The 24,386-nt window shown below is 70.7% G+C and carries 25 protein-coding genes; 12 read left to right on the top strand and 13 right to left on the bottom strand.

Annotated elements, in window-relative coordinates; all coding sequences use genetic code 11:
- Window positions 1-148 precede the first annotated feature (148 nt).
- Complete coding sequence (locus NS184_RS06355; RefSeq protein ID WP_058725293.1) at window positions 149-964, bottom strand: TrmH family RNA methyltransferase; 816 nt, start codon at window positions 962-964, stop codon at window positions 149-151.
- A gap of 62 nt (window positions 965-1,026) precedes the next feature.
- Here NS184_RS06355 and NS184_RS06350 point away from each other — a divergent pair, with 62 nt between their 5' ends.
- The 3 genes from NS184_RS06350 to NS184_RS06340 all read left to right on the top strand — a co-directional run bounded on the left by NS184_RS06350 (window position 1,027) and on the right by NS184_RS06340 (window position 3,466).
- The gene (locus NS184_RS06350; RefSeq protein WP_058725308.1) at window positions 1,027-1,923 is read left to right on the top strand and encodes a Sir2 family NAD-dependent protein deacetylase; all 897 of its coding nucleotides are present in this window, start codon (window positions 1,027-1,029) and stop codon (window positions 1,921-1,923) included.
- Window positions 1,920-2,558, top strand: coding sequence for a histidine phosphatase family protein (locus tag NS184_RS06345; RefSeq protein WP_058725292.1), 639 nt, complete (start codon window positions 1,920-1,922; stop codon window positions 2,556-2,558). The genes NS184_RS06350 and NS184_RS06345 overlap by 4 nt, the downstream gene beginning before the upstream one ends.
- A 182-nt stretch (window positions 2,559-2,740) precedes the next feature.
- The gene (locus NS184_RS06340) at window positions 2,741-3,466 is read left to right on the top strand and encodes a hypothetical protein (RefSeq protein WP_058725291.1); all 726 of its coding nucleotides are present in this window, start codon (window positions 2,741-2,743) and stop codon (window positions 3,464-3,466) included.
- 5 nt (window positions 3,467-3,471) lie between these two features.
- Here NS184_RS06340 and NS184_RS06335 read toward each other — a convergent pair whose 3' ends face one another.
- Window positions 3,472-4,581, bottom strand: coding sequence for a glycosyltransferase family 4 protein (locus NS184_RS06335; RefSeq protein ID WP_058725307.1), 1,110 nt, complete (start codon window positions 4,579-4,581; stop codon window positions 3,472-3,474).
- 5 nt (window positions 4,582-4,586) lie between these two features.
- On the bottom strand, window positions 4,587-5,672 hold the full coding sequence (locus NS184_RS06330) for an alpha/beta fold hydrolase (RefSeq protein ID WP_083513504.1): 1,086 nt from the start codon (window positions 5,670-5,672) through the stop codon (window positions 4,587-4,589).
- A 193-nt stretch (window positions 5,673-5,865) separates the two neighbouring features.
- On the opposite strand from NS184_RS06330, the gene treS reads away from it, so the two are divergent.
- Both treS and NS184_RS06320 read left to right on the top strand, forming a co-directional pair.
- On the top strand, window positions 5,866-7,620 hold the full coding sequence (gene treS, locus NS184_RS06325) for a maltose alpha-D-glucosyltransferase (RefSeq protein WP_058725290.1): 1,755 nt from the start codon (window positions 5,866-5,868) through the stop codon (window positions 7,618-7,620).
- A 201-nt stretch (window positions 7,621-7,821) separates the two neighbouring features.
- The gene (locus NS184_RS06320) at window positions 7,822-8,529 is read left to right on the top strand and encodes a 3'-5' exonuclease (protein ID WP_058725306.1); all 708 of its coding nucleotides are present in this window, start codon (window positions 7,822-7,824) and stop codon (window positions 8,527-8,529) included.
- 379 nt (window positions 8,530-8,908) lie between these two features.
- Here the strand turns inward: NS184_RS06320 and NS184_RS06315 are convergent, their stop codons facing one another.
- The 3 genes from NS184_RS06315 to glgA all read right to left on the bottom strand — a co-directional run bounded on the left by NS184_RS06315 (window position 8,909) and on the right by glgA (window position 11,368).
- On the bottom strand, window positions 8,909-9,157 hold the full coding sequence (locus NS184_RS06315) for a type B 50S ribosomal protein L31 (protein WP_022905175.1): 249 nt from the start codon (window positions 9,155-9,157) through the stop codon (window positions 8,909-8,911).
- A 111-nt stretch (window positions 9,158-9,268) separates the two neighbouring features.
- Entirely contained in the window at window positions 9,269-10,051 is a 783-nt protein-coding gene (locus NS184_RS06310; RefSeq protein WP_058725289.1) for an ABC transporter ATP-binding protein, read from the bottom strand.
- Window positions 10,052-10,171: 120 nt separating this feature from the next.
- A complete protein-coding gene (gene glgA / locus NS184_RS06305) occupies window positions 10,172-11,368 on the bottom strand; it encodes a glycogen synthase (protein ID WP_058725288.1) in 1,197 nt (398 codons plus the stop codon).
- Between the two features lie 47 nt (window positions 11,369-11,415).
- Between glgA and NS184_RS06300 the strand changes: the two genes are divergently transcribed.
- Window positions 11,416-12,657 (top strand): glucose-1-phosphate adenylyltransferase, encoded by a 1,242-nt coding sequence (locus NS184_RS06300; protein WP_058725287.1) that lies wholly within the window; start codon window positions 11,416-11,418, stop codon window positions 12,655-12,657.
- Between the two features lie 73 nt (window positions 12,658-12,730).
- The gene (gene serB / locus NS184_RS06295; protein ID WP_058725286.1) at window positions 12,731-13,369 is read left to right on the top strand and encodes a phosphoserine phosphatase SerB; all 639 of its coding nucleotides are present in this window, start codon (window positions 12,731-12,733) and stop codon (window positions 13,367-13,369) included.
- Window positions 13,370-13,393: 24 nt separating this feature from the next.
- On the opposite strand, the gene fabG is transcribed toward serB, so the two are convergent.
- On the bottom strand, window positions 13,394-14,107 hold the full coding sequence (gene fabG, locus NS184_RS06290; protein WP_058725285.1) for a 3-oxoacyl-ACP reductase FabG: 714 nt from the start codon (window positions 14,105-14,107) through the stop codon (window positions 13,394-13,396).
- 150 nt (window positions 14,108-14,257) lie between these two features.
- On the opposite strand from fabG, the gene NS184_RS06285 reads away from it, so the two are divergent.
- The 3 genes from NS184_RS06285 to NS184_RS06275 are packed head-to-tail and all read left to right on the top strand — an operon-like array spanning window position 14,258 to window position 15,962.
- Window positions 14,258-14,692 carry a DUF3099 domain-containing protein gene (locus tag NS184_RS06285; protein ID WP_058725284.1) on the top strand — a complete coding sequence of 145 codons (435 nt, stop codon included), beginning with the start codon at window positions 14,258-14,260 and terminating at the stop codon, window positions 14,690-14,692.
- The gene (locus NS184_RS06280; protein WP_345969004.1) at window positions 14,692-15,000 is read left to right on the top strand and encodes a hypothetical protein; all 309 of its coding nucleotides are present in this window, start codon (window positions 14,692-14,694) and stop codon (window positions 14,998-15,000) included. The genes NS184_RS06285 and NS184_RS06280 overlap by 1 nt, the downstream gene beginning before the upstream one ends.
- Complete coding sequence (locus NS184_RS06275) at window positions 14,997-15,962, top strand: SURF1 family cytochrome oxidase biogenesis protein (RefSeq protein WP_083513501.1); 966 nt, start codon at window positions 14,997-14,999, stop codon at window positions 15,960-15,962. The genes NS184_RS06280 and NS184_RS06275 overlap by 4 nt, the downstream gene beginning before the upstream one ends.
- 84 nt (window positions 15,963-16,046) lie before the next feature.
- Here the strand turns inward: NS184_RS06275 and NS184_RS06270 are convergent, their stop codons facing one another.
- Window positions 16,047-17,645, bottom strand: coding sequence for an ABC-F family ATP-binding cassette domain-containing protein (locus NS184_RS06270; RefSeq protein WP_058725283.1), 1,599 nt, complete (start codon window positions 17,643-17,645; stop codon window positions 16,047-16,049).
- A 116-nt stretch (window positions 17,646-17,761) separates the two neighbouring features.
- Here NS184_RS06270 and NS184_RS06265 point away from each other — a divergent pair, with 116 nt between their 5' ends.
- Complete coding sequence (locus tag NS184_RS06265) at window positions 17,762-18,361, top strand: biotin transporter BioY (protein ID WP_058725282.1); 600 nt, start codon at window positions 17,762-17,764, stop codon at window positions 18,359-18,361.
- A gap of 382 nt (window positions 18,362-18,743) precedes the next feature.
- Here NS184_RS06265 and NS184_RS06260 read toward each other — a convergent pair whose 3' ends face one another.
- The 5 genes from NS184_RS06260 to sufB are packed head-to-tail and all read right to left on the bottom strand — an operon-like array spanning window position 18,744 to window position 22,922.
- A complete protein-coding gene (locus tag NS184_RS06260) occupies window positions 18,744-19,073 on the bottom strand; it encodes a metal-sulfur cluster assembly factor (protein ID WP_022902786.1) in 330 nt (109 codons plus the stop codon).
- The gene (gene sufC / locus NS184_RS06255) at window positions 19,073-19,846 is read right to left on the bottom strand and encodes a Fe-S cluster assembly ATPase SufC (protein ID WP_058725281.1); all 774 of its coding nucleotides are present in this window, start codon (window positions 19,844-19,846) and stop codon (window positions 19,073-19,075) included. Before sufC ends, NS184_RS06260 begins: the two co-directional genes overlap by 1 nt.
- 59 nt (window positions 19,847-19,905) lie before the next feature.
- Complete coding sequence (locus NS184_RS06250) at window positions 19,906-20,232, bottom strand: non-heme iron oxygenase ferredoxin subunit (RefSeq protein ID WP_083513500.1); 327 nt, start codon at window positions 20,230-20,232, stop codon at window positions 19,906-19,908.
- Window positions 20,232-21,503 carry a Fe-S cluster assembly protein SufD gene (gene sufD, locus NS184_RS06245; protein ID WP_058725279.1) on the bottom strand — a complete coding sequence of 424 codons (1,272 nt, stop codon included), beginning with the start codon at window positions 21,501-21,503 and terminating at the stop codon, window positions 20,232-20,234. Before sufD ends, NS184_RS06250 begins: the two co-directional genes overlap by 1 nt.
- The gene (sufB, locus tag NS184_RS06240) at window positions 21,504-22,922 is read right to left on the bottom strand and encodes a Fe-S cluster assembly protein SufB (protein ID WP_058725278.1); all 1,419 of its coding nucleotides are present in this window, start codon (window positions 22,920-22,922) and stop codon (window positions 21,504-21,506) included. It lies immediately after the preceding gene.
- A 251-nt stretch (window positions 22,923-23,173) separates the two neighbouring features.
- On the opposite strand from sufB, the gene NS184_RS06235 reads away from it, so the two are divergent.
- Window positions 23,174-24,145, top strand: a complete 972-nt coding sequence (locus NS184_RS06235) for a COX15/CtaA family protein (RefSeq protein WP_058725277.1) — start codon at window positions 23,174-23,176, stop codon at window positions 24,143-24,145.
- Window positions 24,146-24,386: the final 241 nt, after the last annotated feature.

The raw sequence follows: 24,386 nt of genomic DNA, 5'->3' as shown, positions 1-24,386 counted from the left end.
AGCCGGGAGGCGCGGCCCGGCCCTGCGAGGACGCTCCGGCTGTGGAGAACGCAGGTCGCGCGCCTCCAGGCCGGATCGGTCGCCCCGCCTGCGCCGGCGGGCGGGGTGTGCCCAGGACGTGGAGCGGCGCGCTGCGCGCGCCGGTCGGTCAGCGCGCTCGCTGCGCGTGCGCGACGGCCCACAGGCCCACGGCGCTCGCCGCGGCCACGTTGAGCGAGTCGACCCCGTGCGACATCGGGATCCGCACCGTCGTGTCCGCGGCCGCGATCGCCCGCGCCGTGAGCCCCTGCCCTTCCGTGCCCATCACGAGGGCGACCCGCTCCGGGACGTCGGCGACGAACGCATCGAGGTCGACCGAGCGATCGGTGAGCGCCATCGCGGCCAGGTGGAATCCCTGCTCACGGAGCTCCTCTCCCGCCTCCGGCCACTCGCCGATCCGGGTCCAGGGCACCTGCAGCACGGTCCCCATGCTGACCCGGACGCTCCGGCGGTAGAGCGGATCGGCACACCGCGGGCTGACGAGCACTGCGTCCGCGCCGAGCCCGGCGACGCTCCGGAACACGGCACCGACGTTCGTGTGGTCGACGATGTCCTCGAGCACGACGACGAGCTTCGCGTCGCGGACGACCTCGGCGACGGTCGGCAGCTCGGGACGGTGCATCGCCGCGATCGCACCGCGGTGCATGCGGAACCCGGTGAGCTCCTCGAGCAGCGCGTCGGGGCCCACGAACACCGGACCCTCGTGCTCGGAGACGAGCGGCAGCACGTCGTCGAGCCACTTCTCCTGCACGAGCACGCTCCGCGGGACGTGTCCGGCCCGGACCGCACGCTCGATCACGGTGTTGGACTCGGCGATGTAGAGCCCGCCCTCCGGCTCGGTCACCCGCCGGAGTGCCACGTCGGTGAGTCGTGCGAAGTCGTCGAGGCGGGGGTCGTCGAGCGAGTCGATGCGGACGGGCTGCACGGGGTTCCGTTCTGGGAGGGAAGGACGCGGTTCGGTCGGCTGTTGAGGGTACCGTGGAGACGATGCCCCCGAGCGACGAGCACAGCACCGCGGCCGACCTCGACCGCGTGGTCGAGCTGCTCGCCGGCAAGCGCATCGCGGTCCTCTCCGGCGCCGGACTCAGCACCGACTCGGGGATCCCCGACTACCGGGGCGAGGGCCGCGTCGTGCGGAAGCCGATGACCTTCCAGGAGTTCCGGTCGGACCCGGCGAAACGGCAGCGGTACTGGGCCGGCTCGCACCTCGGGTGGCGGACCTTCGCCGCGGCGGTGCCGAACGACGGGCACCGGGCGCTCGCCGAGCTCGAGCGCGAGGGCATCGTCACGGGCGTCATCACGCAGAACGTCGACGGGCTGCACCTGCGTTCCGGTTCGCGGCGGGTGGTCGAGATCCACGGCTCGATGGACCGTGCCGTCTGCCTGACGTGCGGGCAGGTGTTCTCGCGCTCGGACCTCGCGGCCACGCTCGACCGCGCGAACCCGTGGATCGACGAGCCCGGGTCGGTGCAGCTCCAGCCCGACGGCGACGTCGAGATCACCGACGTCGAGCGATTCGTCGTGCCCGACTGCTCGGTGTGCGGTGGCGTGCTCAAGCCCGACGTGGTGTTCTTCGGTGAGTTCGTCCCCGCCGAGAAGTTCCGCGAGTCCGTGTCGATCGTCGCGGACGCCGACGCACTGCTCGTCGTCGGGTCCTCGCTCACGGTGAACTCGGGCGTGCGGCTCGTCGACCACGCGGTCCGGCGGAAGCACCCGGTCGTGATCGTGAACCGCGGGACGACGCGCAGCGACCGCCGGGCCGCCGTGAAGCTCGACGCCGGCACCACCGAGACCCTCGTGGCGCTCGCCTCGCGGCTCGGCGCAGTGGTCGCCGGCACCGGCACCGGCACCGGCACCGGCGAGCCTGGGATGATCGTCGGGTGACGACCCACCTCTCCCTCGTCCGCCACGGCGAGACCGACTGGAACAAGCAGCGCCGCATCCAGGGGTCGACGGACATCCCGCTCAACGACGTCGGGCGGGCCCAGGCCGCCGACGCAGCCGAACTCCTGGCTCGCCGGGCGTTCGACGCCGTCGTCGCGTCGCCGCTCTCCCGTGCCCGCGAGACCGGGTCGATCATCGCGTCCCGACTCGGGCTCGCCGTGCCGGACACCTACCCCGGCCTGGCTGAACGCTCCTACGGTGACGCCGAAGGGCTGACGGACGTCGAGATCCGCGCGCGGTGGCCGTACGACGACGTCCCCGGGCGTGAGTCCCGGTCGGCCCTCCTCGCCCGCGTGACGGAACAGCTCGGGGAGATCGCGATCCGCTACGACGGCGCGTCCGTCGTGGTCGCCACCCACGGCGCGGTCATCCGGAGTGTGGTGAACGCCGCCGCGCCGGGGACCGCCGACCGGCACAGCACGCCGATCCGCAACGGGTCGATCCACTCGTTCCGCTGGGATCCGGAACGCTTCCACGCCGAGCTCGTGCGGTTCGACGACCCGATCGACGACGAGTCGGACGGTCCGGGCGGCTCCGCCTTCGAGTACCAGAACCCCCTCGAGCGCCGCGGCTGACGTCGGCGCGCTCGCGCGCCCGAGTGCCGGGCCTGGCCCGCGTGGCGAGCGTGCCCCCGGCAGGCAGCGCGAGGCTCGGGACCCGCTCCGCGCCGTCGGACTATGCTCCGGGGCACTCCGGGCCGAGGCCGGGCGCCGCCCGACCCGCCGACCCGGGCAAGAGGTCCTGAGAGGGGGACGGCATGAGCACCGAGCGACCCGGGTGGCCCGCCGAGCCCGACGACGACCTCGACCGGGCGTTCGGACCCGACACCGCATCGGTGCCGACCCGCACCACGCCGCAGCGCGTCCGACGGAGCGCCCTCGTCGCCGCCGGTGTCGTCCTCGCAGCAGGCGTCCTCGCCGTCGCGCTCATGACCATCATCGGCAGCGTGCAGGACGGCGTCGGCGGCGTGTTCCCCCAGCCCGAGGCTGCACTGTCCCGCTTCGAGACGGCCGCGCGTGCGGTCGACGGCGTCGCCTCGGTCGAGGGCATCCGGACGACGAAGACCGGGTTCGCGAGCTACGACGTGGTCTCCGTGGCCACCGCTGACGAGGGGCTGGACGAGGCAGCCCAGGACGGACTGGTCGCGGCGCTCAGTCAGGCCGCGGCGACGACCGGCGGCAACGGTGTGCGCGTGTTCGCCGTCGTCGCGATCGACACGATGCGCGTCGGGGTCTCCGCCGATGCGGACGTCAGTGGACGGCGGCTCGATCTGGCGCGCCGTGTCGACGCGATCGGCGGCGTCCGGGCCGTGCGGTGCGCGTGGGTGCCGGAGACGCCCTCCGACGACGCGAAGGTGCAGCTGGTGACGGTCCAGACGACAGGGCGTGGGGCAGCGCTCGGCGCGGTCGTGTCGAAGGCCCGTCAGGAGACGCAGTCCGTGTTCCCCGGCGCGGAGGTCTTGAGCGAGCGACCGCCGACCTGACCCGTCTACTCAGCGGTCGACCGAGGCGAAGGGGGCCGACGCGTCCGGGCAGCGCGGTCGGCCACGGCCCGCTCGACCGCAGCGACGACGTGCTCGGCCGAGTCCGCCCAGCGGAACCGTGCCGCCTGGGCCACGGACTGCTCCGAGGCGTCGTCCCACCGGTCCTCGAGCCGCCGCACCGCGGCAGCGACCGCCGACGGCGAGGACGGGTCGAAGTACTCGGCCGCGCTGCCCCCGATCTCGCGGAAGATCGGGATGTCGCTGACCGCCACCGGCGTGCCGACGCCCATCGCCTCGACGAGCGGGATGCCGAACCCCTCGTCGTACGATGCCGTCACGAGTGCCGTCGCGGTCCGGAGGACGTCGAGGTAGGTCTCGTCGGAGGCACCGTCGTGGAAGACGAGCGAGTCCGCCGGCGCGAGCCGCGTCAGTCGTGCCCGGTCGGCGTCCGACACCCGCGACATGCAGTGCAGTCGCCAGTCCGCCCCGAGCAGTGGCAGCGCGGCCGCGAGGGTCTCGACGTTCTTGTACGGCATGAACGACCCCATGTACACGAGGTCGCGACGTCGTTCCCCGTCCACCGGACGCCGCTCGGCCGGGTCGGCTGCGTTGTACGCGACCGTCACGGGGCGCTTCGTCAACCGGTGCTCGCGGATGAGCCCCGCGGTCGTCTCGGACACCGTGACCACGCCGTCCGCGCCGTTCAGCAGGAACCGCTGCGGCGCCCAGGACAGGTGGAAGGCCCGCCACCCGAGCCGGATCGGCCACGAGAACTCTCGTGGGGGCGTGCGGTTCCGGTAGTAGATGAGGTCGTGCAGGGTGAGCACGAGGGCGTGGTCGCGCCCCCGGGAGCCCATCGTCTGCATCGGCGAGAACACCGCGTCGAGGCCGAGCGCGTTGACCCGCCGCGCGACGAACGGCTCACCGGCGTCGGTCGGGGCCGGCAGGAGTTCGTGCGGCAGGCCCGCCGGCAGCGACTCGAGCTGCCGGACGTCGTGCACCAGCAGGACGTACTCGTGGCGGTCGGGCAGGTGCGCGACGATCCCGGCGGTGAACCGCGAGATCCCGTCGTGGCGTCCGATCCGGACGTACCGGCAGTCGATCCCGATGCGCAGGCGGCTCACGACGAGTGCTCCCCGCGTCGGTCCGGCCGGGAGGCACGGCTCGGCCCCGCCCCGTCCGTCACCCCGGTCTGCCGCGCGTCCGGCACCACCGGCTGCGCATCCGGCGCCGCCTGCTGCGGGTCCGGCTTGCCGTCCGGTCGCCGTCCTCGCCGCTGCTGCGGACGACGTCGCCGTCCGCCGCGCGCCGGAGCCCCGGTGTCGTCCATCCGTCGGAGCACGGCGGAGGCAGCCGCCGCCGGAGTCTCGTAGTGCACCAGGTGCCCGACGCCCGGCACGACCACGAGTTCGGCGTCCGCGAGCCGCGCGGCCAGGGCCTGTTGCTCGGGGACCGCCGTGATGTCGTCGTGCTCGGCTGCGATCATCAGCACGGGGACGTCGATGCGGTCGGCGTACTCGGAGACATCGTGCGTCACCGAGGTGCGGAACGCCTCGAGCACGCTCGTACGGTCGGAGAACGCCGAGAAGTAGCGGTCGTGCTGGTCGTGCACCCAGCGGCGGAGCTCGCGGTCATGCGACTTGAGCATGGCGATGCTCATCACCCGCACGATCGCGGGGTTCCGGAGCAGCGCGAGGCCGAGCGGCTTCGGGAGGACGGCGCCGGCCTTGTAGTAACCGATGGCGACACCCGTCGCGATCGCTCGCGGCCCCTGCAGCGCCGGCGCGGCAATCGGGTTGACCAGCACGAGCAGTCGGGTGCGCAGGCCTGCGGCGACGGTGGCGGCGACGACGATCGACCCGAACGAGTGCCCGAGGACGACCGTCTGCTCGTCCATGCCGAGCGCCCGGTGGAACGCGGTCAACCAGGCCACGTAGGAGTCGATGTCGGACGACGGCAGCGGGTCCGACGCGCCGAACCCCGGGAGGTCCGGCACGACCACGCGGACGCCCTGCAGGTGTGCCGCGATGGTCTCGAGGCCGTGGTGGTCGCCGCGGAACCCGTGCACCGCGAGCACCGTACGGGACGCGTCCTCGGGTCCGTAGACCCAGTAGTGCGTCGTCCGTCCGTCGGTCCGCACCGCGCGGTGCACGACCGGGGTCGCGGCCATGAGGGACTGGTACGGGGAGAGCAGGGGCGGGCGCATCCCGGCCAGTCTAAGGAAGGCGACCCGGGCGCCCACCGCACCGGGGGCCGGATGTGGAGAACTCGCAGACGGGGCGTGTGCGCGGAGGTGATCCGTGCCTCCAGGCCGGTCCGTCCACGGGGAAGCGCGCCCGACGCGCGCGGCCGTGGTCTTCCTGCGGACAGCGCCAGCCGGGCGGCCTAGCGTGTCCAGGGTGACGTTCACGGCCCCGATCCAGCTCCCAGGCCTGACCCTGGACCCGCAGTGGTACAAGCGATCCGTCTTCTACGAGTGCATGATCCGCTCGTTCGTCGACTCCAACGGCGACGGCATCGGTGACATCCAGGGCGTGATCGGCAAGCTCGACTACCTGCAGTGGCTCGGCGTCGACGCCATCTGGCTGCCGCCGTTCTTCCAGTCGCCGATGCGCGACGGCGGGTACGACATCGCCGACTACAAGGCGATCCTGCCCGAGTTCGGCACGCTCGACGACTTCCGCGAGCTGGTCACGAAGTCCCACGAGCGCAACATGCGCATCGTGATCGACATGGTGATCAACCACACGAGCGACCAGCACGAGTGGTTCCAACAGTCGCGCGAGGACCCGGACGGTCCGTACGGCGACTTCTACGTCTGGCGCGACACCGACCAGGAGTACGAGAACATCCGGATCATCTTCGTCGACACCGAGGAGTCGAACTGGACGTTCGATCCGGTCCGGCGGCAGTTCTTCTTCCACCGGTTCTTCTCGCACCAGCCCGACCTCAACTTCGAGAACCCCGCCGTCGTCGAGGCCGTGTACGACGTCGTCCGCCACTGGCTCGACATGGGCGTCGACGGGCTGCGGCTCGACGCGATCCCGTACCTCTTCGAGTCCGAAGACGGCAACGGCGAGGGCGAGCCGGAGACCCACGAGTTCATCAAGAAGCTCCGCGCCATGGTCGACGACGAGTACCCCGGGCGGGTCCTCCTCGCCGAGGCGAACCAGTGGCCGCGCGAGACCGCTGCGTTCTTCGGCACCGACGAGGAACCGGAGTGCCACATGGCGTTCGACTTCCCCGTCATGCCGCGCATCTTCTACTCGCTGCGCGCACAGCACGCCTCGGAACTCAAGGCGATCCTGTCCGAGACGCTCGACGTGCCGCAGTCGGCCGCGTGGGGCGTCTTCCTCCGCAACCACGACGAGCTCACCCTCGAGATGGTCAGCGAGGAGTACCGCCAGGCGATGTACGGCTGGTACGGCTACGACCCGCGGATGCGCTCCAACATCGGCATCCGTCGACGGCTCGCTCCCCTGCTCGACAACTCGCGGGCCGAGCTCGAACTCATCCACGCGCTGCTGTTCTCGCTGCCCGGGTCGCCGTTCCTCTACTACGGCGACGAGATCGGGATGGGCGACAACATCTGGCTGCCCGACCGCGACTCGTCCCGCACGCCGATGCAGTGGACGCCCGACCGGAACGCCGGGTTCTCGACGGCGGACCCGGGCAAGCTCTACCTGCCCGTCGTCCAGTCGCTCGTGTACAACTACCAGCAGGTCAACGTCGAGGCGCAGCTCGCGCAGTCGCGGTCGCTCCTGCACTGGGTCCGGAACGTCATCCACGTCCGCAAGGCCCACCCGGTGTTCGGCCTCGGCACGCTCGACGTCAAGGACACGTCGAACGAGTCCGTCCTCGCGTTCGTGCGCTCGTGGGAGGGGTCCGGGCAGCAGTTCGGACCGTCGGCCGAGGACGTCCTCTGCGTCTTCTCGTTCGCGACGAACCCGACGTCGGTGACGATCTCGGTGCCGGAGTACGCCGGTCGGCCGCTGTACGACCTCTTCGGCGGCAGCGTGTTCCCGTCGTTCGACGAGCACGGATCGGTCACGCTGACGCTCGGGACGCAGTCGTTCTACTGGTTGCACGTGGGTGCGGCTCCGGCAGTCGCACCTCCGGCGGTCGCTCCCGCCTCCGCCGCGACGACGGCGTAGCGGCCTGGAGGCGCGGCACGCCCCCGCCAGGCGGGTCACGTCGTCCGTGTCGCTGGCGTCCTCGCGGGCGCGCGGCACCGGCCCGTCCGTGTCGGCGCCGCCCGTGTCGGTGCCGTCCGTGTCGGTGCCGTCCGTGTCGGTGCGTCCCGTTAGCCTGGCCGCGTGACGTACTCGGCGACAGCAACCGCACCGGCACGCGCGGTGCAGGACCTCTCCGGCCGCCCCTGGTGGCACGCACTCGGCGTCTTCGACCTCGAGACCACCGGCGTCGACGTGGAGACCGCCCGGATCGTCACCGCGCACGTCGGCCTGATCGACATGACCGGCCGCTCCATCGTCGAGGGCGCCTGGGTCGCCGACCCGGGCATCCCCATCCCCGAGGGCGCCGCCGCCGTGCACGGGTACACCACCGAGCGTGCCCGGGCCGAGGGCCGTCCCGCCGGTGAGGTCGTGGCCGAGGTCATCGCCGCGGTCGAGGCCGTGTTCGCCCGCGGCATCCCGCTCGTCATCTACAACGCCCCGTACGACTTGACCGTCCTCGACCGCGAAGCCAAGCGGCACGGCCTCGCGTCCCCGGTCATCGGCAACGTGGTCGACCCGCTCGTCATCGACAAGGCGCTCGACACCTACCGCAAGGGCAAGCGCACGCTCGAGGCCGCGTCCGAGCTGTACGGCGTCACGTTGTCCGACGCGCACGACGCCGGCGCGGACGCGATCGCTGCCGGACGGGTGGCGCAGGCCATCGCCGCGAAGTACCCGGACGAGCTCGGAGTCTCCGCCGAGGAGCTGCACCGCAAGCAGGTCGGCTGGTGCGCCGACCAGGCCGCGTCCTTCCAGGAGTACATGCGCTCGAAGCGCGACCCGGCGTTCACGGCCGACGGGCGCTGGCCGCACCGCAACGGCTCGTAGCGCGACACGCGCGCCGTCCGGGCCGCCGCCGACGCGCGCGCCGTCCGGGCCGCCGCCGGCGCGCTCGTCGACCGGGCCGCGCAACGCCGCGCTCCTCGCGCCGGTCGCCGCGCCGTCGCGAGGGATTGCGCCGCACCCGCGCGTCGGTGCGCCGCGCCCGCGCGTGCGCCGCACAACCAGAATTCGTTCGCACCTCGGATCGGCGTGATTCCGATGGACTTTGGTTGTGCGCTGGTGAACGGCGCCGCCGGCACCAGCACGGCGCTGCCCGCGCTCGGCACCGCGCCGCCCGCGACCGAACCGCGTGATCACCGCCCTCGGAACGCCGAACGGGCGGCCCTCCCGGAGGAGGACCGCCCGTTGCGGAACGCGAGGCTGCTTACTTGGAGAAGCCCTTGAAGCGCTGGTTGAACTTCTCGACGCGACCGGCCGAGTCGAGGATGCGCTGCTTGCCCGTGTAGAACGGGTGCGACGCGGACGAGATCTCGACGTCGATGACCGGGTAGGTCGCACCGTCGAGCTCGATGGTCTTGTCGCTGGTCGCGGTCGAGCGCGTCAGGAACGTCTCACCGGAGGCCAGGTCGCGGAAGACGATGGCGTTGTACTCGGGGTGGGTGTCGGTCTTCATGGAGATTCCTCGGTTGGGTGCGGTCGGGATGCGCGGGTCCGAAAGGACGCCGTGCGGGAAGTCTTCGGCGTGCGCCAGCCGTCTACGTTACCAGATCGGTCCGGCGAGCCGCTACGACGCGCGGGCCGTCCAACGCCCGTCGTCCTTCGTCACGGCGAGGCCGACGCCGAAGGCCTGCGAGAGCGTCTCGTCGGTCAGGACCTCGTCGATCGGACCAGCGGCCTGGACCCGGCCGTCGGTGAGGACGAGGGCGTGCGTGAAGCCAACGGGGATCTCCTCGACGTGGTGCGTCACGATGACGATCGCGGGCGCATCAGGGCTCTGCGCGTAGCCGCCGAGGGTCCGGACGAGGCTCTCGCGGGCGCCGAGGTCGAGCGACGCAGCCGGCTCGTCGAGGAACAGGACCTCGGGGTCGGTCATGACCGCGCGGGCGATCTGCACGCGCTTCTGCTCGCCGTCGCTCAGCTCGCCGAACGTCCGCTCGGTGAAGGCGCCGAGGCCCCACTCGTCGAGCACGCGCTGCGCACGACGGACGTCGAGCTCCTCGTACTCCTCGTTCCACCGACCGGTCACCGAGTAGGCCGCGGTCAGCACGACGTCGAGCACGGTCTCGGTGAACGGGATGCGCCGCGCGAGGGCGGTCGAGGCGAACCCGATCCGGGGGCGGAGTTCGGCCAGGTCGGCCGTCCCGAGCTCGACGTCGAGGACGTGCACGTCGCCCGAGGTCGGGAACGTCTGCGCGCCCGCGACCTGCAGCAGCGTGGTCTTGCCGGCGCCGTTCGCACCGAGCACGACCCAGCGCTCGTCGTCCTGCACCTCCCACGAGACGGAGTCGAGGATGGTTGCTCCGTTGCGGACAACGGAGACGTCTGACAGGCGCACGACCGAGGGCATGCCCCCAGCCTACGGGGTCCGACCGGCAGGCCCACGGCGCGACACCGGGTCGGCGCGCGCCGCGGACGTGCCCGGCCAGCACCCGGCCGGTCAGCGCCCAGCCGGTCAGCGCCCAGCCGGTCAGCGCCCGGCGAGGACCTGGTCGTAGACGGCGCGGGTCCGGCGGGCGATGGCGTCCCACGTGAACTCGCTCTCGACACGGAGTCGTCCGGCGCGGCCCATCAGCTTCGCGAGCCCCTCGTCCTCGAGGACCTCGTTCAGCGTCGCCGCGAGGTCGGCGACGTAGCGGTCGGGATCGGTCGGCGTGCCGGTGCCGTCCTGCGCCTGGTCGATCGGGACGATGCGCCCGGTGAGCCCGTCCGCGACGACCTCGGGGATGCCCCCGGTGCCGGTGCCGACGACGGGGATGCCGCACGCCATGGCCTCGAGGTTCACGATGCCGAGGGGTTCGTAGATCGACGGGCAGACGAACACCGTGCCGGAGGACAGCACGTTGACGATCTCACCGTGGGAGAGCATGCGGTCGATCCAGACCACGCCGTCCCGTTCCGAACGCAGGGAGTCGACCAGGCCGGTCACCTCGGCCATGATCTCCGGGGTGTCCGGAGCCCCGGCGCAGAGCACGATCTGCACGTCCGACGGCAGCGACGCCACCGCGCGGAGCAGGTACGGCAGTCCCTTCTGCCGCGTGATCCGTCCGACGAACACGACGCTGCGACGGGAGGGGTCGATCCCGAGAGCGCGCACGGCGTCCTCGTCGACGTCCGGCCGCCACGCGTCGATGTCGATGCCGTTGTAGACGACCTGCACCCGTTCCGGGTCGATCGACGGGTACGAGCGCAGGATGTCCGCGCGCATGGCCTTCGACACCGCGACGACCGCGTCGGCGCGCTCGAACGCCTCGCGCTCCATCCAGCTCGACAGCCGGTAGCCGCCGCCGAGCTGCTCGGCCTTCCACGGCCGGAGCGGCTCGAGGCTGTGGGCGGTGACGACGTGCGGGATGTTGTAGGTCAACTGCGCGATCCGGCCCGCGGCGTTCGCGTACCAGGTGTGCGAGTGCACGAGGTCGGCGCCCTCGACGTCGGCGGCGATCGCCACGTCGGTGCCGAGTGCCTGCAGCGCGCCGTTGGCCTGCTCGAGGCCGTTCGGCGTCCGGTAGGCCCAGACGTCGGCCTCGTCCCGGAACGCCCCGAAGGCGCGGACCCGCACCTCGGTGTCCGTGCCCGACCGCAGCGCTGCGGTGAGCTCGGCGACGTGGACGCCCGCCCCGCCGTACACCTCTGGTGGGTATTCCCTGGTCAACAGATCGACTCGCACGCGTTCAACGTAACCGTTCACCGGTCCGGACGCATACTGTGAGCGGTATGGCACCAAAGAAGGTCTTCGGCATCGTCCTCGCCGGTGGAGAGGGCAAACGCCTCATGCCGCTCACGGCGGACCGTGCGAAACCAGCAGTCCCGTTCGGCGGCAACTTCCGGCTCATCGACTTCGCGCTGTCGAACCTCGTGAACTCCGGGCTGCAGAAGATCGTCGTCCTGACCCAGTACAAGTCGCACAGTCTCGACCGCCACGTCGCGGAGACCTGGCGCATGGAGGGGCTGCTCGGCTCCTACGTCGCGTCCGTGCCCGCGCAGCAGCGACTCGGCAAGCGCTGGTTCGCCGGGTCGGCCGACGCGATCCTGCAGTCGCTCAACCTCCTCCGTGACGAGCGCCCCGACATCGTCGTCGTGGTGGGTGCCGACCACGTCTACCGGATGGACTTCCACCAGATGGTGGAGGCCCACATCGCGTCCGGCCGCAGTGCCACGGTCGCCGCGATCCGCCAGCCGATCGGCCTGGCCGACCAGTTCGGCGTCATCCAGGTCGCCGAGGACGACCCGACCAAGATCGACGCGTTCCTCGAGAAGCCGAAGGACGCGGTCGGTCTGGCCGACTCCCCCGGCGAGATCCTCGCGTCGATGGGCAATTACGTCTTCGACGCCGACGCGCTCGTGGACGCCGTGCTCCGTGACGGACAGATCGAGACGTCGAACCACGACATGGGCGGCGACATCGTGCCGGACTTCGTCGCGCGCGGTGACGCCGGTGTGTACGACCTCAAGCGCAACGACGTGCCCGGCTCGAACGAGCGCGATCGCTACTACTGGCGGGACGTGGGGACGATCGACTCGTTCTTCGACGCGCACATGGACCTCATCGCCCCCGTGCCCGTCTTCAACCTGTACAACCAGGACTGGCCGATCTTCAACCAGCAGACGAACCTGCCACCGGCGAAGTTCGTGCGCGACGCCAACGGCAACACCGGCTCGACGGTCGACTCCCTCGTGTCGCTCGGCTGTCTCGTGTCCGGCGCGCAGGTCGAGCGGAGCATGATCGGACCCTGGTGCGGCATCGACTCCGGTGCGAAGGTCCTCGACTCCATCGTGTTCGAGCGTGCCTCGATCGGCGCGGGCGCCGTCGTCAACCGCGCGATCCTCGACAAGGACGTGGTCATCGCACCGGGTGCGCAGGTGGGTGTCGACCGCGAGGCCGACGAGGCGCGCGGCTTCACGGTCACCGAGTCGGGCATCACGGTCGTCGGCAAGGGCGTGCGGGTCGACGCGTAGCCGCGCACCTGTCTGGAGGCACGGCTCGCGTCACGGACGCGGCCGTGCCTCCGTCAGTCGGTACCGTTGGTCCGTGCCCCGCTTCCTCGTCGTCCTCGATGCCGATTCCACCCTCCTCGAGGACGAGGTGATCGAACTCCTCGCCGACGCGGCGGGGACCCGACCACAGGTCGCGGCGGTGACGGAGCGCGCCATGCGCGGGGAGATCGACTTCGCGGAGAGCCTCCGGGAGCGTGTCGCGACCCTTGCGGGCCTCCAGGCCGACGTGTTCCGCAGTGCACAGCAGGCGGTCCGCGTCACGCGGGGCGCGGCCGAACTGGTGCGCGGCGTGCACGCCGCAGGCGGCACCGCCGGCGTCGTGTCCGGCGGCTTCCACGAGGTGCTCGATCCGTTCGCCGCCGAGCTCGGCCTCGACCACTGCCGAGCGAACCGGCTCGAGGTGGTCGACGGCGTGCTCACCGGACGAGTCCTCGGCGACGTGGTGGACGCGCACGCGAAGGCGACCGCACTCCGGGAGTGGGCGGCGGCGGACGGCGTCGACCCGGGACGGACGATCGCGGTCGGCGACGGCGCGAACGACCTCGAGATGATGCGGGTCGCCGCCCTGTCGGTGGCGTTCGACGCGAAGCCTCGGGTCCGGGCGGACGCCGACCTCGCGGTGGTCGACCGCGACCTGTCGGCCGTCCTCGCGACGATGGGCCTGCGCGGCTGAACCGCGCAGGCCGTCAGCGGTTCGTCAGTGGCCCATCCCGAGGCCGCCGTCGACCGGGATGACCGCGCCGGATATGTACCCGGCGCCGTCGCCCGCCAGGAACAGCGTGGCGTCCGCGACGTCGTCGACCGTGCCGTAGCGCGAGGCGGGGATCTGCTTCTTGAACTCGGCGACGAGCTCGTCCGGCAGCGACGCCGTCATGTCCGTCTGGATGAACCCGGGCGTGACGACGTTGGCGGTGATGCCGCGGGAGCCGAGCTCGCGGGTGATCGACCGGGCCATACCGATGAGGGCGGCCTTCGACGACGCGTAGTTCACCTGCCCGACCTGGCCGAACGTGCCGACGACGCTGCCCATGAGCACGATGCGGCCGAACTTCGCCTTCATCATGCCCTTCGTGGCGCGCTTGACCACCCGGAACGTCCCGGTGAGGTTCGTGTCGATGACGCTCGTGAAGTCCTCCTCCGACATGCGGAGCAGCAGCTGGTCGTTCGTGATGCCCGCGTTGGCGACGAGCACCTCGACCGGGCCGAGCTCCGCCTCGACCTGCGTGAACGCCGCGTCCACCGACGCCGTGTCGGTGATGTCGGCCTGCACGGTCAGCGCACCCTCGGGGCCGCCCGTGCCGCTGCGCGACGTGACCGCGACGCGGTGTCCCTCGGCGACGAAGCGCTCCGCGAGGGCGTAGCCGATGCTGCGGTTGCCGCCGGTGATCAGGACGGTACGGGGGGTGCTCATGGTCGCTCCTCGGGGTGTGTCGGACGGCGTGCCGCCGGACACGCCCGGACGAGCGTACCCGAGCCGATCCGCGCACTCCGATCGCGCGCGGCGGAACCGGAATGTCCGACGGAGGCTTAGGCTTGTCACCGGGAGACGATGGACATCCGAATGAAGACCACGCACAGCATCACGGCACTCCCCGAGTCGCCGGAGCAGGACCGTGCGCACCGGCTCTCCCGCTACGTCTGGCAGATGGCCGTCAGGGTCGTCTGCTTCGTCGCCGCGGTGCTCATCTGGACCGCGTTCCACACCTGGCTCGTGGTGATCCCGATCATCCTCGCGGGCGTCATCCCGTGGGTCGCGGTCATCCTCGCGAACGCCGGCAACCGAGCCGAGAACGACGTCGTCGCCCCGGCCGGAGCGGTCCAGCTCTACGACGCCGACGACGTGCGCATCCGCGAGGAACACGAGGCCGCCCGTGCGCAGGCCTACCGCGACGAGCAGGATCGCCTCCGTGACCAGGCACAGCACGCGCAGGACGAATGGCAGCGGAACGGCGACCACACCAACGTCTGGCCTCCGAAGACCGGCGGACGACGCTGATGGGGGCGACGTTCGACCTCTTCACGGAGCCCGGATCGACCCCGGTGTGCTCGCGCGCCGGCTGCACCGAGACGGCCGCCTGGCGGATCAACTGGCGGAACCCCCGCATCCACGCCACCGACCGGGTGAAGATCTGGGCGGCGTGCGAGGACCACCGCGACTTCCTCGCCGACTACCTCCGGTCGCGGAACTTCCCGGTGCGGGTCACCGGCATGCACGAGGACGTCGACCGACTCGACGACCTGCGTGACCCGAACGCCGGACCGAAGAACGACGTCGGGATGCGCGCCACCGGCACCGATCGATGACCGACGGCTTCGACCCGGGTTCCCGCTACGGCCGACGGCACGCCGCCAAGCTGCAGCGCGAGGTCGCCGCGACGTCGGACGCCCCGCACGAGCGCGATCCCGACGAGCCGTTCGTCGGGTGGCGTTTCGTCCGGAGCCGTCGCTGGCTCGGGTACTTCGCGATCGCCGTGGCCTTCGCGATCGTCTGTGCCCTCTTCGGCATGTGGCAGTGGGACCGGCGGAACGAGGCCGTCCGCCAGAACGAGCAGATCGCGCAGAACTACGACCACACCCCGGTCCCGCTCGACCGGGCCCTCCCCCGGGCCTCGAGCTGGGACGACGACCAGACCTGGCTCCGGGTCACCGCCACCGGCCGCTACGACACCGACGCGCAGCTCCTCGTCCGGAACCGCGTGCACAACGGCCAGCCCGGCTTCGAGGTCCTCACCCCGCTCGTCACCGCCGACGGCCGCGCGTTCATCGTCGATCGCGGATGGGTGCCGACCGGCAACCGGCAGGACGCGCCCGACCACGTCCCGGCACCACCGAGCGGCGAGGTGACCGTCGTCGTGCGCCTGCAGCAGAGCGAGCCGCGGATCCCCGGCCGCTCGGATCCGTCGCACACCGACCAGGTGCAGTCGGTCACGCTCGCGGACGTCCGCGACAGGGTCGGGACGCCGATCTGGACCGGCGCCTACGGGCAACTCGCGTCCGAGACGCCTGCGCCGACACAGGCTGCGCCGCTCGGCTGGGACCGCCCGTCGGCCGACACCGGCCTGCACCTCAGCTACTTCATCCAGTGGTTCCTGTTCGCTGCCGGGGGCTTCGGCTTCCTCGGCTACGTGATGGTGCAGGAGTACCGCAACCTGAACCAGGACGACCCCGAGGAACGCGAACGCGCCGAGGAGCGTCGCCGCCGCAAGGACGCGAAGCCGAAGTCCGACGCCGAGGTCGAGGACGAACTGCTGAACGCCGGTCGCTGAACGCGACCGGTTCCGGACGGGAGGCCCGTGGCGGTGTCGCCACGGGCCTCCCGTCCGTCCACGCGCACAGCGCGCGCACGCGGCTCAGGCGAGCTCGATGAGCTCCGCGTACTCCTTGTTCCAGTGGTCCTCGGTGCCGTCCGGCAGCAGGAGGACGCGCTCCGGGTTGAGGGCCTCGACCGCGCCCGCGTCGTGCGAGACGAGCACGACCGCGCCCTCGTAGCCGGCGAGGGCACCGAGGATCTCCTCGCGGGACGCCGGGTCGAGGTTGTTCGTCGGCTCGTCGAGCAGCAGCACGTTCGCTCCCGACACGACGATCATCGCCAGTGACAGACGGGTCTTCTCACCGCCGGAGAGCACCCCGGCCTTCTTGTAGCCGTCGTCCCCGGTGAAGAGGAACGAGCCGAGCACGCGGCGGGCCTCGGTCTCGTTGAGGTCGTTCGACGCCGACACCATGTTCTCGATCACGGTGCGGTTGACGTCGATGTTCTCGTGCTCCTGCGCGTAGTACCCGATGCGGAGGCCGTGGCCCGGCAGGATCTCGCCCGTGTCCGGCTCGTCGGCTCCCGCGAGGATCCGGAGCAGTGTCGTCTTGCCGGCGCCGTTGAACCCGAGGATGACGACTCGCGAACCGCGGTCGATCGCCAGGTCGACGCCCGCGAAGATCTCCAGGGATCCGTAGGACTTCGACAGCCCCTCGGCCATGAGCGGCGTCCGGCCGCACGGTGTCGGCGTCGGGAACCGCAGCTTGGCGACGCGGTCGACGGCGCGCTCGTCCTCGAGCCCGGCGAGGAGCTTCTCGGCACGGGCGACCATCTGGTGCGCTGCGGCGGCCTTCGTGGCCTTCGCACCGAAGCGGGCGGCCTGGTCCTTCAGCGTCGCGGCCTTCTTCTCGGCGTTCGCGCGCTCCTTGCGGCGGCGCTCCTCGTCGGCTGCGCGCTGCCGCTGGTAGAGCTTCCACCCCATGTTGTAGACATCGATGCACTGCCGGTTGGCGTCGAGGTAGAACACGCGGTTGACGACCTCGTCCACGAGCTCGACGTCGTGCGAGATGACGATGACGCCGCCCGGGTACGTCTTCAGGTGTTCGCGCAGCCAGACGATCGAGTCGGCGTCGAGGTGGTTCGTCGGCTCGTCGAGGATCATCGTCTCGGCGTCCGAGAACAGGATCCGCGCGAGCTCGATGCGCCGCCGCTGACCGCCCGAGAGCGTCTTGAGCGGCTGGTCGAGGATGCGGTCCGGCAGCTTGAGGTTCGACGCGATCGAGGCAGCCTCGGCCTCGGCCGCGTACCCGCCGAGCGCGTTGAACTGGTCGTCGAGACGGCTGTACCGGCGCATGGCCTTCTCGGCGACGGCGGGGTCGTCGCTCGCCATGTCGAGCGTCGCGAGTCGGATTCCCTCGACGAGCTCACCGAGACCGCGGGCGTCGAGGATGCGCTTGCGGGCCGTGTCCTCCGGGTTGCCGGAGCGAGGGTCCTGCGGCAGGTAGCCGATCTCGCCACCGCGCTCGATCTTGCCCGCGGTGGGCTGCGTCTCCCCCGCCAGCGCCTTCGTCATCGTGGTCTTGCCGGCGCCGTTGCGCCCGACGAGACCGATCTTGTCGCCCTTCTCGACACGGAAGGAGACGTTCTCCATGAGGAGGCGGGCCCCGACGCGGATCTCGAGATCGTGCACGGCAAGCACAGTGGACGTCCAATCAGTTGGTGGTTTTGCACAACGACGTGTGCGGGAGGTGCACCGCTACGCTGACGGGACCGATGGTTCCAGAACGGGACCAGCAGTCCATTCTAGGAGAATCCATGACGAACGCCACCGGGTTCGCTCGCCGCGCAGTGCTCGCCGACCGTCTGCGCACCCACGGCCTGGCCACCGATGCCGCCCTCGTCGCGGGCGGCGCGCTCTTCACCGCCGCCATGGCGCAGGTCGAGGTGCCGATGTGGCCCGTACCGATCACCGGGCAGACCCTGGCCGTCGTCCTCGTCGGCGCCACACTCGGCGCTCGTCGCGGCATGCTCTCGCTGCTCGTCTACGCGGTCGCAGGTCTCGCCGGTGCACCGTTCTTCGCCGGGTTCTCCGGTGGCCTGTCCGCACTGGCCTCACCGAGCTTCGGCTACGTGATCGGGTTCATCCCGGCCGCAGGGCTCGTCGGCTGGTTCGCGCGGCGCAACTGGGACCGCCACGTCGGTCGCGCCACCGTGGCGATGCTCCTCGCGAGCGCGATCCCGTTCGTGACCGGCCTGCCGTGGCTCGCAGCGGCGCTCGGCCACCTCGGCGCGCCGAACGACCTGCAGTCGGTGCTCGCGGCGGGCCTCTACCCGTTCGTGGTCGGCGGCGTGGCGAAGGCCCTCATCGCGGCGGGCGTCCTGCCCCTGGCGTGGAAGGCGCTCGCCCGGCGCTGATCGCGGCGCACGTCGTTCTCCGAGAGCGGCCGAGGTTCCAGGATGCTGGGACCTCGGCCGCTCTCGTCGTCAGCGGGCGGAACCTCGGCGGAGGACACACGGCGCGTCGTGGAACCTCGTGGGGCGGGCCCTCGGGTGCGCGGCGGACGACGCGTTGCAGGCGGGTTGGTCGCAGAACATGCCGTGCGCTGCACGGGCCGGGCGCAAGAAGTGTCGTCCGGCGGCGCCGCGGCCGACAGGTCCTGCGACCACGGCGAACGAAGCCGGGCATGTCCGGTGCTCTCGACGCGACCGCACGACGGACGGGAGGCCGCGACCGCACGACGAACGGGAGGCGCGGTGCCAGCTGGCACCGCGCCTCCCGTTCGATGGGTGGTCGCGACTAGATCGAGAAGCCGAGTGCGCGCATCATCTCGCGCCCGTCGTCCGTGATCCGCTCCGGACCCCACGGCGGCATCCAGACCCAGTTGATCCGGAAGGCATCGACGATGCCGTCGAGCGCGTTCGCCGTGTCGCCCTCGATGACGTCGGTCAGCGGGCAGCCCGCACTCGTCAGCGTCATGCTGATGACGAGCGCGTTCGCCTCGTCGTCCATCGCGAGGTCGTAGATCAGGCCGAGGTCGACGATGTTCACGCCGAGCTCCGGGTCCTGGACCTCCTTGAGGCCCTCGACGACCTCATCGAACTTCTCCGGGGAGAGCGCGGTGATCATCAGGACTGCGCCTCGACGGCAGCGGCCTGCACGTAGCGGTCGTACCCCTCGTTCTCGAGACGCTCGGCGAGCTCGGGGCCGCCCTGCTCCGCCACCTTGCCCGCGACGAACACGTGCACGAAGTCCGGCTTGATGTAGCGGAGGATGCGCGTGTAGTGCGTGATGAGCAGCACGCCGAGGCCGGTGGCCGCCTTGGCACGGTTGACGCCTTCGGAGACGATCTTCAGCGCGTCGACGTCGAGGCCGGAGTCGGTCTCGTCGAGGACCGCGAACTTCGGCTTGAGGAGCTCGAGCTGCATGATCTCGTGGCGCTTCTTCTCGCCGCCGGAGAAACCCTCGTTGACGTTGCGCTCGGCGAACGCAGAGTCCATCTTGAGGTCGGCCATCGACTGGCGGAGGTCCTTCACCCAGCCGCGGAGTGCGGGCGCCTCACCGTCGATGGCGGTCTTCGCGGTGCGGAGGAAGTTCGACACCGTGACGCCCGGGATCTCGACCGGGTACTGCATGGCGAGGAACATACCGGCACGGGCGCGCTCGTCGACGCTCATCGACAGGACGTCCTCGCCGTCCAGCGTGATCGACCCACCGACGACGTTGTAGCGCGGGTGCCCGGCGATCGTGTACGCGAGGGTCGACTTGCCGGAGCCGTTCGGACCCATGATCGCGTGGATCTCACCCTCGTTGATGGTGAGGTCGACGCCCTTGAGGATCTCCTTCGTGCCCTGATCGGTGTCGATCGAGACCTGGAGGTCGCGGATTTCGAGAGTGGACATTGCGTTCCTTCGGTTGCAGCTGGTGTGCGGCGTCAGCCGCGGAAGAGAATGGGGGTCGGTCAGTCGACCGGGACGGTGTCGTGGACGTCGACGTAGACGTCGCCGTCACGGACCTCGACCCGGAAGACCGGCACCGGCTCGTACGCCGGGAAGTTCTGCGGTTTGCCGGTCGTCAGGGAGAACTTCGACCCGTGGGCCCAGCACTCGAGTGCGTCCCCCTCGACGAAGCCCTCGGCCAGGGAGATGTCGCCGTGGGTGCAGGTGTCCCCGATCGCGTGCACGACGCCGGCGGAGTCCTTCACGATCGCCACCGCGGTGCCGTCGACCACGACCCGCATCGGGCTGTCGACCGCGATGTCGCCCTCGGCGCAGACCTTCTCGGCCATCAGGCGTCCGCCTGCACGGCCTCGGGGTCGGTCTGCGGGTCGGCCTCGGCGATGACCGATCGGCCGGCCGCCAGTTCCTCCTCGACCGCGGCGATGAGGCGCTCCTCGAGTTCAGGCGCACCGATCTTCTGGATGACCTCGACGAGGAAGCCGAGCACGACGAGTCGTCGAGCCTCTTCCTCGGGGATGCCGCGGGCCTGGAGGTAGAACAGCTGCTCGTCGTCGAACCGACCGGTGGCGCTGGCGTGACCGGCACCCTCGATGTTGCCGGTCTCGATCTCGAGGTTCGGGATGCTGTCCGCACGGGTGCCGTCGGTGAGGACGAGATTGCGGTTCTGCTCGTACGAGTCGGTGCCGTCGGCCGGGCGGCTGATCAGCACGTCGCCGATCCAGACCGTGTGCGCGCCCTCGCCCTGCAGCGCGCCCTTGTAGTTGACACGACCGCGCGTGTTCGGCGCGTCGTGGTTCACGTAGACCTGCTGCTCGATGTACTGGCCCGCGTCGGCGAAGTACACGCCGTACATCTCGGTGTCCGCGCCCTGCGCCCCGAGGTGCGTCGACGGGTTCACCCGGATGACGTCACCACCGAGTGAGACGACCACGTGCTTGAGGAAGGCGTCGCGACCGACCTCGGCGAAGTGCGTCGACACGTGCACGGCGTCGTCGTCCCAGTCCTGCAGGCTGACCACCGTGAGCCGGGCGTTGTCCCGGACGACGATCTCGACGTTCTCGCTCAGGAGCGCCGAGCCGCGGTTGTCGATCACGACGATGCCCTGCGCGTTCGGCTCCGCGGTGATCACGGTGTGCGCGGCACGGGGCTGCGACCCGAAGTCGGAGCGCGTGATGGTGATGAACTCGTGCTGCTCGGTCGCCTTGATCGTGACGGCGAGCACCGCGTCACGCGCCGACCAGGCGGCGGCGGACGCGCGGTCCTCGGGGAGCCCGGCCGAGCCGACGCGCGGGTCGTCGCTGCGACCCCACTCGACGTCAGCGCCGTCGGACTGGCGCGCGAGGTACGGGTACGGCGCGCCGTCGAGCCCACCGTCGAGGAGCGGCTGGAGCTTGGCGAGCGGGGCGAACTTCCAGTTCACCTCGCGACCAGTCACCTTCGGGAACGCATCGAGGTCTGCCGACTGGAAGCGCTCCGAGCGGGTCTGGACGGGGACTTTCTTGTCGGCCGCGTCCCACCCGCCGTCGGAGTGTGCACGAGCGCCGTGCTGCTCGGTGCCGCTGGTGTTGGCGGCGCTGGGCTGTTCGGTGGTGCTGGACATCTAGCCGACGGATCCTTCCATGCTCATCTCGATGAGCTTGTTGAGTTCGAGCGCGTACTCCATCGGGAGCTCGCGGGCGATCGGCTCGATGAAGCCGCGGACGATCATCGCCATCGCCTCGTCCTCGGGCAGACCGCGGGACATGAGGTAGAACAACTGCTCCTCGCTCACGCGCGAGACGGTGGCCTCGTGGCCGAGCTGGACGTCGTCGACGCGGATGTCGATCGCCGGATAGGTGTCCGAGCGGCTCACCGTGTCGACGAGGAGCGCGTCACACCGGACCGTGTTGGCCGCGTGGTGCGCGTTCGGGTCGACCCGGACCTCACCGCGGTACCCGGCACGACCGCCGCCACGGGCGATCGACTTCGAGACGATCGACGACGTCGTGTACGGCGCCATGTGGATCATCTTCGCGCCGGCGTCCTGGTGCTGGCCCGGGCCCGCGAAGGCGACCGACAGGGTCTCACCCTTGGCGTGCTCACCGGCGAGGTAGATCGACGGGTACTTCATCGTGACCTTCGACCCGATGTTGCCGTCGATCCACTCCATCGTCGCGCCCTCGTGCGCGATCGCACGCTTCGTGACGAGGTTGTAGACGTTGCTCGACCAGTTCTGGATCGTCGTGTACCGCACGCGGGCGTTCTTCTTGACGATGATCTCGACGACCGCGGAGTGCAGCGAGTCCGACTTGTAGATCGGCGCCGTGCAGCCCTCGATGTAGTGGACGTAGGAGTCCTCGTCCGCGATGATCAGCGTCCGCTCGAACTGGCCCATGTTCTCGGTGTTGATCCGGAAGTAGGCCTGCAGCGGGATCTCGACGTGGACGCCCTTCGGCACGTAGACGAAGGACCCGCCGGACCACACGGCCGTGTTCAGCGCGGCGAACTTGTTGTCGCCGGCGGGGATCACGGTGCCGAAGTACTCCTCGAAGAACTCCGGGTGCTCGCGGAGCGCCGTGTCGGTGTCCATGAAGATGACGCCCTGCTGCTCCAGGTCCTCGCGGATCTGGTGGTAGACGACCTCGGACTCGTACTGTGCGGCGACGCCGGCGACGAGGCGCTGACGCTCGGCCTCGGGGATGCCCAGGCGCTCGTAGGTGTTGCGGATGTCCTCGGGCAGCTCTTCCCAGGTCTGGGCCTGCTTCTCCGTGGACTTCACGAAGTACTTGATGTTGTCGAAGTCGATGTCCGACAGGTCGGCACCCCACGAGGGCATCGGCTTCCGGTCGAACAGCGTGAGCGCCTTGAGCCGGTTCTTCGTCATCCACTCCGGCTCGGACTTGCGCGCCGAGATGTCGGCCACGACCTCTTCCGAGAGACCACGGCGCGCTGAGGCACCGGCGGAGTCGGAGTCGGACCAGCCGAACTCGTATTGGCCGAGCCCTTCGAGCTCGGGACGGTCGATGAGCACGTCGGACATGGTCTCCTCGTTTCCTTCTCGCGGCAGCGTCACCAGGACCAACCCGGCACGGCTGGACGCCATTCCACCCCGGGCCACCGACACGGGCGACCAGGGTGCTGCTACCTCGCAACGTCAATGGTTCCACGCGGTCGCGGGCCGTAGTGACGATCACGGCCCATTCGGAGCCGGCGCCTGCCTAGACTTGACTGCCGCTGAACCCTCGAATCCTACAGGTTCGGTGCACGGAACAACAGGAAGGCACCACCCTCGTGACTCGCGTCGGATCCCCCGTCGAGCTGGACGTCCGCACCCGGTGGTGGTCCCTCCCCCGCACCGTCGACTCCCGCGTGATCTGGCTGGCGTGGGCGTCGTTCGTGGTCGAGGTGGTCCTGATCGGCACCGGTGGCCTCGTGCGGTTGACGGCGTCGGGGCTCGGCTGCCCGACGTGGCCGAAGTGCACCGCCGACTCCCTCGTGTCCACGCCGGAGATGGGCGTGCACGGCATCATCGAGTTCGGCAACCGCCTGCTCACCGTCGTGCTGGTCGTCGTCGCGATCGCAACGTTCCTCGCGGTGGTGCGGATGCGGCGCACCCGCCCCGAGCTCTTCTGGCTCGCGTTCGCGCAGGGCGCTGCCATCCCGGTACAGGCGGTCATCGGCGGCATCAGCGTCCGGACGAACCTCAACCCCTTCGTCGTCGGTCTGCACTTCGTCGTCTCGGCCCTGCTCACGATGGTCACCGCCGCGCTCGTCTACCGGGCGATGAACGGCCCGCGCACCGACGTCCGGCTCGTCCCCGCCTGGTACACGAACGTCGTCCGCAGCACCGTCGCGGCCGTCGCGGTCACCGTCCTCGTGGGCATCCTGACCACGGGCAGCGGACCGCACGCCGGCGCCGACGAGGCCGTCGACGGCGGACGACTCCACCGCACGGGCTTCGACCCGGCCGTCATGGAGCACGTCCACGCGGTCCCTGCGTACGTCCTCTTCGCCCTGACCCTGGTGCTCGTGGTCGGCGCGGTGCGCCTGCAGCTCTCGAGCCGCTGGGCACTGGCACTCCTCGTCGTCGAGTTCGTGCAGATCGCTGTCGGGCTCACCCAGGCGCGTACGGGCCTCCCCGTCGGGCTCGTCGGGACGCACATGGTGCTCGCGGGCCTGCTGGTCGCCGCGACCACCGCCGTGGTGCTCTCGACGCGCAGGAGCGCGGGCCGTCACGCCGTGCGCGAGCCGCTCGGCGCCTGATCCGCACCGCGGGAGCGACCGAGCGCGCGTCGATCGACGCGCGCTCCGTCGCTCTGAGCCGGTTCCGCGATCCCACGCACGCACCGCCGATCCGACGACGCACCACGTGATCGACGCGTGGGACGTCGAAACGCGCGCGTGCCGCGATCTGGTCTCGACCACACACCGGCCGGGAGGCACGGTGCCAGCCCGCCCCGCGCCTCCCGGCCGTTGTCGTGGAACGACTCCGTCGTCGTCGTAC

It is taken from the genome of Curtobacterium luteum (genome assembly GCF_001475545.1).
Taxonomy (GTDB): Bacteria; Actinomycetota; Actinomycetes; order Actinomycetales; family Microbacteriaceae; genus Curtobacterium; species Curtobacterium luteum_A.
Note: the sequence above shows the minus strand (reverse complement) of the source record. Positions and strands in the feature narration are given on the sequence as shown.

What these genes read in the sequence shown, in the direction of transcription:
- NS184_RS06350 (WP_058725308.1), top strand. Translation starts at nt 1,027, where the DNA reads ATGCCCCCGAGCGACGAGCACAGCACCGCGGCCGACCTCGACCGCGTG.
- NS184_RS06265 (WP_058725282.1), top strand. Translation starts at nt 17,762, where the DNA reads ATGACGAACGCCACCGGGTTCGCTCGCCGCGCAGTGCTCGCCGACCGT.
- sufD (WP_058725279.1), bottom strand. Translation starts at nt 21,503, where the DNA reads ATGTCCAGCACCACCGAACAGCCCAGCGCCGCCAACACCAGCGGCACC.
- fabG (WP_058725285.1), bottom strand. Translation starts at nt 14,107, where the DNA reads ATGAGCACCCCCCGTACCGTCCTGATCACCGGCGGCAACCGCAGCATC.
- NS184_RS06330 (WP_083513504.1), bottom strand. Translation starts at nt 5,672, where the DNA reads ATGCGCCCGCCCCTGCTCTCCCCGTACCAGTCCCTCATGGCCGCGACC.
- NS184_RS06260 (WP_022902786.1), bottom strand. Translation starts at nt 19,073, where the DNA reads ATGATCACCGCGCTCTCCCCGGAGAAGTTCGATGAGGTCGTCGAGGGC.
- NS184_RS06310 (WP_058725289.1), bottom strand. Translation starts at nt 10,051, where the DNA reads ATGCCCTCGGTCGTGCGCCTGTCAGACGTCTCCGTTGTCCGCAACGGA.
- NS184_RS06250 (WP_083513500.1), bottom strand. Translation starts at nt 20,232, where the DNA reads ATGGCCGAGAAGGTCTGCGCCGAGGGCGACATCGCGGTCGACAGCCCG.
- NS184_RS06340 (WP_058725291.1), top strand. Translation starts at nt 2,741, where the DNA reads ATGAGCACCGAGCGACCCGGGTGGCCCGCCGAGCCCGACGACGACCTC.
- NS184_RS06275 (WP_083513501.1), top strand. Translation starts at nt 14,997, where the DNA reads ATGACCGACGGCTTCGACCCGGGTTCCCGCTACGGCCGACGGCACGCC.
- sufB (WP_058725278.1), bottom strand. Translation starts at nt 22,922, where the DNA reads ATGTCCGACGTGCTCATCGACCGTCCCGAGCTCGAAGGGCTCGGCCAA.
- sufC (WP_058725281.1), bottom strand. Translation starts at nt 19,846, where the DNA reads ATGTCCACTCTCGAAATCCGCGACCTCCAGGTCTCGATCGACACCGAT.
- NS184_RS06285 (WP_058725284.1), top strand. Translation starts at nt 14,258, where the DNA reads ATGAAGACCACGCACAGCATCACGGCACTCCCCGAGTCGCCGGAGCAG.
- NS184_RS06315 (WP_022905175.1), bottom strand. Translation starts at nt 9,157, where the DNA reads ATGAAGACCGACACCCACCCCGAGTACAACGCCATCGTCTTCCGCGAC.
- NS184_RS06280 (WP_345969004.1), top strand. Translation starts at nt 14,692, where the DNA reads ATGGGGGCGACGTTCGACCTCTTCACGGAGCCCGGATCGACCCCGGTG.
- NS184_RS06300 (WP_058725287.1), top strand. Translation starts at nt 11,416, where the DNA reads ATGGCACCAAAGAAGGTCTTCGGCATCGTCCTCGCCGGTGGAGAGGGC.